This window comes from Xylanibacter rarus (assembly GCF_001275135.1).
GTDB lineage: Bacteria > Bacteroidota > Bacteroidia > Bacteroidales > Bacteroidaceae > Prevotella > Prevotella rara.
This window is the reverse complement of the sequence record NZ_LFQU01000006.1, coordinates 49644-61582: the sequence shown is the minus strand read 5'-3', so window position 1 is coordinate 61582 and position 11939 is coordinate 49644. Positions and strand designations below refer to the sequence as shown.

The following is an 11939-nucleotide window of genomic DNA, read 5'->3' as shown; positions in this document are numbered from 1 at the left end:
TTACCATTCCAGTTCAAGCATATTGCTCGGGCGTGGTGCCATCATTTTATCAAAGTTTGGACTTTTTTTTACAACTGTTATAACTCCGCTTTCTATCGCAATGCTCACAAAATTTTCCACTTCGTTACGGTAGGCAGATAAGGCCTTTTCTCTTGTTGTCTTTTTATATCTCTTGTCCTTATAAAGATACATCATATCTGTTGACGCGGCTTTTGATATGCCGTTGTTTGTGAATATCCAATTCAGTTTGTCGTCATACAGTTTCATAACGAGTCCTGGCAGACCGCTGAAAACGAAAGGACCATAAGGCAGCGGCATGCTTTCGGCGTACCATGCTATGAAGTTGCGTCCGGCGTATCGGCATGTCGCTTTTTTGCATTGAAGGTCGTTTATTATGGTGTCTCCAGACAGCAAAGTCCATTGGATTTGTGGTGTGGGGTAGGTGTATTGGTATTTGTTCAATGGTGATCTCAGTTGCACGGTAGTCTGCGAACCTTTCAGGTCGGCAAGCATGATGTAGTCGAATGTCGTTTTAGTTACAAGCATATTGAAATCATCATTTGCCTTTTTGTCGTGTGCGTTCTTTTTGCTCTTAGCTAGATAATTGTTTACGGAGTCGGCCTTTATTTTGTAGTAGTCGCCAAACCATGTGTAGTCGTCAGATATCATCAACAACGTTTGTCCGTCTCTGTATCTGTCCTTTTTAGTAGAGTCGGGCAAGAAACTTACTTTATAAAACACATTGACATCTGTTGTGTCATAAGGAGCATGATTGATTCTTTTATACGCGTACATGCCTCCGTCCGGACTTGTCATAAATGCTCTCCCAGTTTGTGCACGGCCTATATGGCATAACAACAGGCATAATACTAAAATGCTTATGTGTTTCATTACTATTTTATGTTTATTTTCTTAGATATTTGTGGCGGTTTGGTTTATCACAAAAGTCAATGCCGTTGGCTTTGTGTTTAGTTCTGTCGTCTGCGAAGTGTTTTTGTATGGCAAATATCTTAGTCTGCATAAATGATATGCTCCACACATCTTTTTGCCTTCATGTTGATGACGGCTTAGAATAACTCGTTGAAGCAGAATCCGCCCGGCGTTGCAAACAAGTGATGCAAGGCTCGTGCATGGACCTCCAAGATGCGTCGGGCTGCAAGACTGTTGTAAATGCCAAACGCAAAAATATGAAATTTTAATGTATAAAAATAAATAAATCCGACTTTTGAATTATATTTAACTAACTTTCAACATGTTAAATGCATCTGACTATTCCATGTCGGTATATGTCTTTTATGTGTCTTTCATAATATTCTTTTTATTTTTCCAATGTAATTTCTGAATAAGTTGAAAATCAGTTATGCAATGTGTTTTCTTATATGCAACCTCACGTATGTGGAAAGTCAGAGTGGCGATAGGCCTTTTGTTTTTCCGGCATACGGTAGAGCTGCATAAATGGGCGTTGCTCTTTCTTGGGGTGGATTGCTGTTGTGTAATACATGTGGTTTCAGCGCATATATGGCGCTTATCCTTATTGCGTGGCTTGTCCTGAATGTCTGAATATGAACTCAGACGATTCATTTACAGAATGTTTGAACGCTGTAGGCTGTCCGTCAACCGTAATGAACAAGTGGACCGAACCGGGAATCAGAATGTATTTCTGTTCTATGCCAATATTTTTCAGCCTCTCTGCAAATTCTGCTCCTTGGCATCGTAGGATGTCGCGTTCGGCCGCCACGAGCAACGTTGGCGGAAGTTTTGCAAGGGCATGGTCGTCTGCTTCTGCGGGAGATACTAATGGATTATGCGATTCGGTGGTGTATGCTTCGTTGAAAGCGTTCATAAGTTCGCTGTCAAGTCCGAATCCTTTTCCGAACAGTTTCCATGATTCGGAGTTGTCAGCATAGGCTTTTGTAACGGGATAGAATGTAATCAGGCTGCTGAAAGTGTTTTTAGGGAAGCTCAATGCCGTGGCTATGGCAAGATTTCCGCCTGAGCTGTCTCCGCCTACAGATATGCTGCTGCATTTCCATTTCGCCATATTTTCGCAGGCAAATTTTACGGCATCTATGCAGTCTTTCAGTCCTTCCGGGAAAGGATGCTCGGGGGCGAGCCTATAATCTACGGCAAGTACGGCAATGCCTCTTTCGGCCATCGCAGCACAATAACGTGAACAACTGTTTATACTTCCTATAACCCAGCCGCCACCATGAAAATATACAAGCAGTGGTGTTGTGTCGTTGTCGTAGCGCTTGCTTCTAAAAAGAGTAAGACTCTTACTGATGTCTGTTCGATAGACACCGTTGGGCAGCTTGGCTGCTGTATTGCGGGCGTTTCTTACATTAAGAAGCAGGTCGTTGTTGCCGGACATTGCCTTGCGTATAGCTTCAGTCTGACGCTCCTGCAGCTTTTCTGGCATACGGGCAATGAATGAATCTGCTTCATTTCGCTCTGAATATTCATCGTGTCCTGTATTTGCTGAATATGCAGAAAATGAATTGAATATTATAAATGCTGTTATAATAAACCGGTTTATGTTCGATGTAAAATGCATATGGCTATATAAAATCATCCGTTGGCGGAATAAAATTCCGTGCGTACTTAATCTTTTCCGGCGGGCTTGTTTATTAAACCCCAATCGGTCATTATGCCGCACATTGCTTTATCAATTTTGTTCATTCATGCTTTCAGCCGTCTTTTTGTTCGTTTTTCCTGACATAGTCTGCTATGACAGCAAAAACTGACGAAAATTCGCTTTATATAAAGCAAAAATCCCGACCGGATTTTAATAACGATTTTGGTTAAAATACATTTAGCTACATTACGTTTCTTATGCCCAGTGAGTAGCTGGCAGACAATTCAATCCGTTATGGCCTGATAAAGATAGGAGATGTTCCCTTTTTTGCTGCGCTCAAAGAAACATCTCCTTAACTTTATTTCAGTGGTTAAAGCATATTGACTTTAACTACTGACAGAAATCCACAATACTATTGGATTTTTCACTCTTCACTTAGAATTTACACCAGGTGGCTTATCAGCTCCTCGCGGTCGCCGGGCAGAAGGTCGATTACGGGGATTTCAACCATGGTGTAGCATCCGGGCTGCTGGCGCATAGATGCGCGTGCAACGTTTACGAGCACCTGACCTGTCAGGGCTGGGTTGTTGATGCTCATGTTGAACTCCATGCGCTGGTTCTGAGTCTTTCCGCTCACACCCTTGCGCACGAGGTTTACGCCGTGGCCCATGTCCTGCACAGCGTCAACGCTGTCAACCTGCATAACGTAAGTCTCGTCGCTTGCGAAATACGGGTCGGCCTTGATAGCCTTTGTAACCTCCTCAAGACTTGCGCCCTCTTCAAGCTCAACGTAAACCATGCGGCGGTGTATGCCTTCGCCCTTAGGTATGGTCATAGACAGAGCGTTCTTTACGCCCTCTTTAGAGCGCACGCATACAGAGTGGCCCATGCTCATGCCCGGACCGAAGTTGGTGTAGCTCAGTCCTTTAGGTGCAAGGCTCTGCATAAGTGTGCGTACAACGCTGTCAGAACCTGGGTCCCATCCTGCTGCAATCACAGCCACAGTGCCGTGTTCCTTGCATATCTTCATCAGGTTAGAACGATATTCGCGTATGCTTGTGTGTATGTCGAAGCTGTCAACGGTGTTGATGCCGAGTGCAAGAATCTTTGTTGCATACTCCTCGCAGCTGCGTGTCGGTGTGGCAAGGATGGCCACGTCAACATCTTTCAGCTCAGTGATGTCCTTCACCACTTCATAGTCGGCCAGCTCTGCCGGCTTGTTCTCTGCTCCGTGGCGTCTTACTATACCTGCAATCTCGAAGTCTTCAGCTGCTTCGAGTGCCTCAACGGCAAATTTGCCTATGTTGCCGTAGCCTACTACGGCTGCTCTGATTTTCTTCATATTGTCTAAAAATTTATCTGATTCTTTATTATCCTATTTCTTTTTATTTATGCAAAGATGCAGCTTATCTTATGCAAAGATAATGCAAATTTTTAGGAGAAGAAACAATTATATGTGTTTTTTCAACAACAAACAGCGTTAATGTTATTAAATGTAACTGAAAATATGGTGTTTGTTACTTTTTGTGTTAAGTTTTGTCTTAAGTGCTTAAGTATTGTAATATTACGGCAGTCTTGTTTCGTATGTGTTTTTCTCTGTGGCTTGACTATATGCATATCTGTCAACTTTTCTTTTCATGCCGGCGATGATTGTTTGATTTGAGCAACTTATGGTTTGATTCGCAAAAGTCACTTTCGTATTAAAACAGCTAACTTTGCGGCAGATTAAAAAATGGCAAACAAAAGAGGAAAAGAATGATGACACAACAGGAATTGCAAGACCGCGTGGCATTGAAGGATTTAGTAGACCGTTATGCGACAGAATCTGACAAGAACAACCAAGACTATTATCGTGAGATATTCACTCCAGACATAAAGCTGAAAGTCTATTTCGGCGATACTCTCGGTATGGACATCAACAATGTTGAAGACATGATAGCCAAGTATAAGGCCTTCGGTGCAGCCAAGGCATCATTTCATCAGAACGGACAGCAGGTGGTTGACTTTACAGACGAGACACACGCCACAGGCATCTGCTATGCCATTGCCACCCTGGTAACTGAAGAAGACGGCAAAGACAAACTCACTATGCACGCCGTGCGCTATTACGACAAGTATGTCAAGACAGCCGGACGCTGGTGGATCTCCGAGCGTGAACAGCATTTTGTCTATACATCTGTTCCACCGTTGGTTTGAGAGTCATGAGGGCAATACTGACAGTTGTTTGCACTATGCTGATGAGTGTTCTGACGTTGGCATCTTGTGCGCAGAGTAATCATAAAAAAGAAAATAACATGAGCGAAAAGAAAATTTTGGTGGCCTTCTTCTCGCGTGCCGATGAGAACTATAACGTGGGCTACATAAAGAAAGGCAACACACAGATTGTAGCCGAGATGATAGCTGCCGAAACAGGCGGCACGCTGTTTCACATTGAGCCTGTAACGCCTTATCCCGCCGGATATGAAGAATGTATCGAAGTGGCAAAAAAGGAGCTTAACGCCAATGCACGCCCTGAGATAAAAGGAGATGTAAGCGTAGAAGACTATGATGTGGTTTTTCTCGGTTATCCCAACTGGTGGGGCGATGTTCCGATGGCTGTTTATACGTTTATCGAAAAGCATGACTGGCACGGCAAAATAGTCGTACCGTTCTGCACGCATGAGGGCAGCGGACTTGGTGCCACTGAGAGCAGACTGAAGAGGGCTTGTGTGGGAGCAACTTTTATGAAAGGACTTGCCGTGCAGGGCATAACCGCCCAGAACAGCCGTTCGCAGGCCGGTCAGGATGTGGCCGGATGGCTTGGCGGAATGAATTTTTAACCCCAAACCGATTATCCGGATTTGGCAATACGACAACAGAAAAACAATAAGACGGCTGAAAACGTCCGGCTGTTTGCAGTATTAAAACCATGTGCATCCTAAATAACATGAAAAAGTATAGGACAATTAAAAAGAGAATAAGCAGACGATGAAAAATAATGTAATGATATTGACCGGTGCCGGTCAGATAGGCATGGCCATTGCCCGTAGGATGGGCTACGGTATGAAGATTGTTATAGGCGACAAGCTCAAGGATAACGCAGATGCAATAGCCGACATTATGAACAAGGCCGGATTCGACGCCGTACCTGTGGTTATGGATCTCTCGTCGCGCGAGTCGGTCCTGTCGATGATAGACGAGGCAAGACGATACGGCGACATACGCATGCTTGTAAATGCCGCCGGCGTGTCGCCCAGTCAGGCGTCGGTTGAGACCATTTTGCACGTAGATCTCTACGGAACGGCGGTTCTTCTTGAAGAGGTCGGCAAGGTGATAGCCGAAGGCGGCGTCGGCGTAACCATATCGAGCCAGTCGGGCCACCGCATGCCTGCCCTTGGAGCAGAGATAGACGAGCAGCTCGCCATGACGCCCACAGAAGACCTTCTGAAACTGGATGTGCTTCAGCCGGCCAATATACGCGACACTCTGCACGCCTATCAGCTGGCAAAGCGTTGCAACGTGAAGCGCGTCATGTACGAGTCGGTCCGCTGGGGCAGGCGCGGTGCGCGCATCAACTCCATTTCGCCGGGCATTATAGTCACGCCGCTTGCCATTGACGAGTTTAACGGTCCGCGTGGCGACTTCTACAAGAATATGTTTGCCAAATGCCCGGCAGGCCGTCCCGGCACGGCAGACGAGGTGGCTAATGTTGCCGAACTGCTGATGAGCGACCGCGGAGCCTTCATCACCGGTTCCGACTTTCTTGTAGACGGCGGAGCCACAGCGTCTTATTTCTATGGTCCGCTTCGCCCTTGATGCCTTTGTCTGATATGGCAGCGCAAGTGTCGGCAGACAAAAGGACGGCCGCTTTATGCCGCAAGCCGAATAAGGCTTCGGGCAAGTAAGGCCTGCCGATGCTGAAGACATCTTGACAGAATGTAGACTTCAGACTGTATGACCGGGGCATTTGGCATACAGCCTGAAGTTGCATTATTGTCATTATAGCTTGTTTATGTCAGCTTTAAGGCTTATCTTTGTAATCAGTGAACGAAAACAGAATGAAGTTATGATAGAGAATCTTGCTGAATTTTATGAGCGCATCGGGCGCAGCGACCTTGCCGCCGAGGCATACATCAAGGACAAGCCGTATTTCACCGTGCAGGATAGCGCGTGCCGCATAGGGCATGTGTCGTTCAGCTATCGTGATTTCTATAAGGTGGCGCTTGTGCTTGAGACGGGCAAGCTCTATTATGCCGACAAGTGGATTATGATAGACCGTCCGGCCCTGATGTTCTCTAATCCTATGATACCCTATGCCTGGGAAGCCATGGGCAACGCTAAGGGCAGAGGATGCTTCTGTATATTCAACGAGGCATTTATAGAGGCAAGCGAGAAAATGGGCACACTGGCCGATACGCCGCTCTTCAACCTGTCGAAAGAACGCATCTATTTCTTGAATGACGATGTGCTGAAAAGCGTAACCGAGATATTCGATAAGATGCGCCGTGAGCTGCAGACCGACTATTCGCAGAAGCTCGACATCCTGCGGTGCTATGTCCATCTCATGGTGCATGAGGCAATGAAGGCAGCACCCACCAGCACTTATGTTCCCCACAAGAATGCCGCCCAGCGCATAGCCGAGCTGTTCTTGGCACTGCTCGACCGCCAGTTTCCGATAGAATGGCCGAAGAAAATATTGCGGCTGAAGTCGGCCACCGACTTTGCCGACCGCCTGTCTATACATGTCAACCATCTTAACCGGGTGGTGAAGGCCACGACAGGGCGCACCACGTCCGACCTGATCAACTCGCGCATTGCGCAGGAGGGAGTGCAGCTGTTGCAGCACAGCAGGCTCAGCATCAGCGAGATAGCATACAGCCTCGGCTTCGAGGAGCTGTCTTCGTTCAGCAACTTTATAAAGAAGCGGACGGGCAGTTCGCCTACCGAGCTCAGAGAAGTAGCGGGCTGATGCCGCTGCTTTTTTTTGTGAAAACAGTTTACGCGGATACAGGCAGACGTCATGGCGGGGCACGGATAATGCGTGCAGAATCATAATTGTTTGATTTGAGTAAACTATTGTTTGATTTAAAAAAATATGTCATGCCGTAAGCTGTTTTTAGTAAATACTATGCAAAGTGTCATTCTGTTTTTGTCAGGATTTTCTGCCGAAATAGAATTTAGAGAGCCTCCAATACGGTTCTTATGGTAAAGCATATTTACAATAAATCGCAAAAGGTATGCTTTTGAAAAATTACTCGGCCACTTTTTATCCGAAAGTGGCCCGTTTTCGCATCAAAAACAGCCCGCTTTTCAAGGCAAAAAGCCCTGATTTTATGCCGTGTTAGGTCTGAATTTGTTGCACATAACAGCTGCGATTCATGATAACACACATTCAGTCAGCTAATTATAATTGCACACGAAAACGGCCCGTTTTTACGCCCGACAGATTTTATTTTTCAAATATCGCCGTCTGAGAGCGTCAAGGAAAATCAGAGTGTAAGCAAAAAGAGGAAATTTGAGTTTAAGTGAAGAGTGAAGAACGAAGAGTGAAGAATTCAAATGCGTTGCAGCTGATTAAGGCTAACTCTTAGCACTCCGGGCTGATTGTTTTCATTTGTTGCGTAAAGAAACAACAAAACTAATATTGCGGCAGATTTATACTAATTGTTGAACGCAGCAAAATATAATAAAATAGCCGATGGTCAGTAAAGCTAATTTCAGTCTATAAAACTTCTGATGTTAAATGAAAAAGTGAGTCTCTTAATTGTTCATTTGTCTTAATTTTATTAAATTTGTGGCGATGATTAAAGTGTAATTAGGCATGTTGATGTCTTTTGTGATAAAGAATTATGGGGCTGTACACTTTGTAACTTAAATCTAAAACAATAAAAACCTTGTTGTGTAAAGATGAAAATAGGAATTAAGAAATTTTTTTTGCCGATAGTGTTTCTTGCCGCATCTGCAAGCTTTATATTAGCCGGTCAAAGTTGTAGTATGCCTAAAGGCAATACACAGCCTGACACGATAGTGTGTTCGGAAATTGTAGGTCCTAAAAATGAAGAGCGTAAGGAAACAGAATTCTTTGTAGTAACAAAAAATGACACCTCTGCGTTTTCGCTTATCGTAGCAACGAGAGAAAATAAAGTGGGATGGATAGAATTTCGTATGTTCCCTACCCAAAAATATTTTCAATATATAAATGGTAGCAGTAATGACACTACGGCTTTTAGGATATCAGATTCTAGAAATCATGAGTATCATATACCTGAGTATAAAGAACTGATCCATGAAATAGAGCTATGCTTAGACGCAGCATCCAAGGTTTACGATTTAACAACAATGGATGCGATGTCTGGATCTTTGTCTACATTTGGCGATATAGCCGTAATGACAACCAATCTGCTGAATGCAAATTGTAAGCTTAACGAGCATGGCTATTATTGGCATTCGGATATGACGAAAGAGCTTGCTAAGACTCCTTTGGCAGAAGACCTGAGCATAATGTTGAAAAAGTATAATCGTAGGGTGAAACGCATATCATGTCAGGAAGGACTCGTGTCTGTTCCAAAAGAGGCAATGCTCGACAACAATATTTCGAAAGATTTGTCAATTCCTGATAAGGTTTGGGAGGTCTCGTTATATATTAAGTTGGAGCCGTTGCAGCAGAAATAACGGTAGGCATCATATCGTGAAAGAATAATTGTGGAAATATGGAAGATAGATTAAAAAAGATTTTGTTGCCGGCAGTGTTTCTTGCCGCATCTGCAAGCTTTACCTTAACTGGTCAAAGTTGCAGTATGCCTAAAGGCAATACACAGCCGGACACGATAGTACGTGCAGAGTTTGTTGATTCATCTGATGAATGGAAGGACACAGAATATTATGTGACAACAAAAAAAGATACTTCTGCGCTTTCGTGTATAATAACGACAAGAGATGGTAAAGTGAAAAATGTTGAGTTTTATAATTTGGTTGGTCCAAAAATTTGTTTTACTGGAAAAAATATCAGTAAAAATGACACTGCGGCAGTGGGATATGCATCTCCTATTTCTTATGATTTTTATAGTCCCACATATAAAGAAACAATCCATGAAATAGAGCTATGTTTAGACGCAGCATCCAAGGTCTACGATTTAACAACAATGGATGCGATGTCTGGATTTTTGTCTACATTTGGCGATATAGCCGTAATGACAACCAATCTGCTGAATGCAAATTGTAAGCTTAACGAGCATGGCTATTATTGGCATTCGGATATTGAAAAAGAACTTGCGAAGACTCCTTTGGCAGAAGACCTGAGCATAATGTTGAAAAAGTATAATCGTAGGGTGAAACGCATATCATGTTGGGAAGAAATATTGACTATTCCAAAAGAGGCAATGCTCGACAGAAATATTTCGAAAGATTTGTCAATTCCTGATAAGGTTTGGGAGGTCTCGTTATACATTAAGTTGGAGCCATTACTGCAGAAATAACGGTAGGCATCATATTGTGAGAGTTTTAGATGGACTGACAGTATTATTATGAAAATTTAAAAGCTTTTTTGCGGTTCTTTTGATGTAAACAAGTTAAATTTGTGGCGATAATATATAAACCGAGCCTATGAAAATATCTTTGTTCATCGTTGCTTGCATCATCTTTATTGTTGCGCCTGTGGTGATGTCGGGTAAGGCAGACATGCTGATACCAGGACTTAAAAGAATGTACCCGGGAACATTAAGCAAGTCAGACCTGCGCGGAATACGTATTGTTTCAGGCATAGAATATATGCTTATCAGTGGTGCCACGCTGGCTGTGGCGCTGTATCCTTCATGGGCTACGCTGCTTGCTGCCGCGTTGTTTATATTGGTTACGATTTTTCTCGCATACCTGTGTGTAAGAATATTCTTTCATGCCAAGTTCACCATCGGCGACGCCATTGCGTCTGTAGTCGACTCTGTGTTAACGCTAATAGCGTTTTAAGTGAAGAGTGAAGAACGAAGAGTGAAGAATTCGATACTCTTGTGGATTATTGTTATTTCACTTTTCATTTTTCACTTAACTGCCTGTGCAACCGATATGAACCAACAAAGCTAATGTGCCGGCTGATTTGTAATCTGCCGGAATAGAGTATAAGGATTTATCAATCCGCTTGCTTCCTATTTTTATCTTAGGTATGAATTTCGGATCACAAATTAGCTTCGCTGACCGTTGGTTCTGATATTTATTGCTGTCGGATGTCATATCCGACAGAACATTAGTCTTGTTGTTTTCTAACGTTCCGTAGTTAAAGTCAAATGTCTTGTGGGTATTATCTACTTACTTGCATTTGGATTTTTCACTTTTCTCTTTTCACTTTTAACTTAATAAAGATTGCAGATTTTTTTGCTTGTTGACGAATAAACCTTAACTTTGTGGCACAATAACATATCATACTTTTAAATAACATGGACAAAATATTCCTCGAGACGCACGACGTAGTGAAGCGCTACGCTAACCATACTGCACTCAACGGAGTAAGTATAAAAGTGCCCGAAGGCAAGGTGTTCGGACTGCTTGGACCGAACGGCGCCGGAAAGACAACCCTGATAAGAATAATCAACCGCATAACCGTGCCCGACTCAGGCAGCGTTACCTTCAACGGACATCCGCTGTCGGTAGACGACATCTGCAACATCGGCTATCTGCCTGAGGAACGCGGACTGTACAAGAAGATGCGCGTGGGCGAGCAGGCCATTTATCTGGCACGGCTGAAAGGACTGGATAAGGCAGAGGCAGAAAAAAGACTTAGACAATGGTTTGATAAGTTTGGCATAATGCCGTGGTGGGGCAAAAAGCTCGAAGAGCTGTCGAAGGGCATGCAGCAGAAAGTGCAGTTTGTTATAACCGTGCTGCACAGGCCGCAGCTGCTGATATTCGACGAGCCGTTTTCGGGTTTCGACCCTCTGAACGCAGAACTGCTGAAGCGCGAGATACTTGAACTTAAAAACGAAGGCCACACCATAATATTCTCTACGCACAATATGTCGTCGGTGGAGGAGATATGCGACAACATAGCCCTGATAAACCATTCGGAAGTGGTGCTGCAGGGCGATGTCAACGAGGTGCGCTCACGTTTCAAGACAGACACTTACCGCCTCGGACTGGCTGCTGGCAAGCAGCTTGTGCCCGTGGAAGGCATTGAGGTGACAGAGACAGAGAACAAGGGCGGCGAGACGATATATACCCTGCGCAAGAAGGCCGATATGAGCAACGCGCAGCTGCTGGGCGCAGTGTCGGCAAACAACGAGATAACATCGTTTGCCGAATGTCTGCCCTCTATGAACGAGATATTCATCAGGACCGTGGGAGGCGACGGCGCGACGGAAGAAAAGGCCGGAGAAGATAGCAAACAATAAATAAACTT

Annotated in this window: 11 protein-coding genes; 8 read left to right on the top strand and 3 right to left on the bottom strand. The window is 44.2% G+C overall.

Annotated elements, in window-relative coordinates; genetic code table 11:
* The 3 genes from ACU52_RS04865 to ACU52_RS04855 all read right to left on the bottom strand — a co-directional run bounded on the left by ACU52_RS04865 (position 1) and on the right by ACU52_RS04855 (position 3917).
* Positions 1 to 891, bottom strand: a complete 891-nt coding sequence (locus tag ACU52_RS04865) for a GLPGLI family protein (RefSeq protein ID WP_053397960.1) — start codon at positions 889 to 891, stop codon at positions 1 to 3.
* Between the two features lie 640 nt (positions 892 to 1531).
* Positions 1532 to 2419, bottom strand: coding sequence for an alpha/beta hydrolase (locus ACU52_RS04860; protein WP_239684871.1), 888 nt, complete (start codon positions 2417 to 2419; stop codon positions 1532 to 1534).
* A 598-nt stretch (positions 2420 to 3017) separates the two neighbouring features.
* On the bottom strand, positions 3018 to 3917 hold the full coding sequence (locus ACU52_RS04855) for a diaminopimelate dehydrogenase (RefSeq protein WP_053397959.1): 900 nt from the start codon (positions 3915 to 3917) through the stop codon (positions 3018 to 3020).
* A 413-nt stretch (positions 3918 to 4330) separates the two neighbouring features.
* Between ACU52_RS04855 and ACU52_RS04850 the strand changes: the two genes are divergently transcribed.
* The 8 genes from ACU52_RS04850 to ACU52_RS04815 all read left to right on the top strand — a co-directional run bounded on the left by ACU52_RS04850 (position 4331) and on the right by ACU52_RS04815 (position 11931).
* Positions 4331 to 4771 (top strand): nuclear transport factor 2 family protein, encoded by a 441-nt coding sequence (locus ACU52_RS04850; RefSeq protein WP_053397958.1) that lies wholly within the window; start codon positions 4331 to 4333, stop codon positions 4769 to 4771.
* Positions 4772 to 4869: 98 nt separating this feature from the next.
* Positions 4870 to 5394, top strand: a complete 525-nt coding sequence (locus tag ACU52_RS04845) for a flavodoxin (protein WP_239684870.1) — start codon at positions 4870 to 4872, stop codon at positions 5392 to 5394.
* Between the two features lie 148 nt (positions 5395 to 5542).
* The gene (locus ACU52_RS04840) at positions 5543 to 6370 is read left to right on the top strand and encodes an SDR family oxidoreductase (protein WP_053397956.1); all 828 of its coding nucleotides are present in this window, start codon (positions 5543 to 5545) and stop codon (positions 6368 to 6370) included.
* 250 nt (positions 6371 to 6620) lie between these two features.
* Complete coding sequence (locus ACU52_RS04835) at positions 6621 to 7523, top strand: helix-turn-helix domain-containing protein (RefSeq protein WP_053397997.1); 903 nt, start codon at positions 6621 to 6623, stop codon at positions 7521 to 7523.
* A 938-nt stretch (positions 7524 to 8461) separates the two neighbouring features.
* The gene (locus ACU52_RS04830; RefSeq protein WP_053397955.1) at positions 8462 to 9226 is read left to right on the top strand and encodes a hypothetical protein; all 765 of its coding nucleotides are present in this window, start codon (positions 8462 to 8464) and stop codon (positions 9224 to 9226) included.
* A 38-nt stretch (positions 9227 to 9264) separates the two neighbouring features.
* Positions 9265 to 10029 (top strand): hypothetical protein, encoded by a 765-nt coding sequence (locus ACU52_RS04825; RefSeq protein WP_147630774.1) that lies wholly within the window; start codon positions 9265 to 9267, stop codon positions 10027 to 10029.
* 127 nt (positions 10030 to 10156) lie between these two features.
* A complete protein-coding gene (locus ACU52_RS04820) occupies positions 10157 to 10516 on the top strand; it encodes a hypothetical protein (protein ID WP_053397953.1) in 360 nt (119 codons plus the stop codon).
* A 464-nt stretch (positions 10517 to 10980) separates the two neighbouring features.
* On the top strand, positions 10981 to 11931 hold the full coding sequence (locus ACU52_RS04815; RefSeq protein WP_021855699.1) for an ABC transporter ATP-binding protein: 951 nt from the start codon (positions 10981 to 10983) through the stop codon (positions 11929 to 11931).
* Positions 11932 to 11939 lie beyond the last annotated feature (8 nt).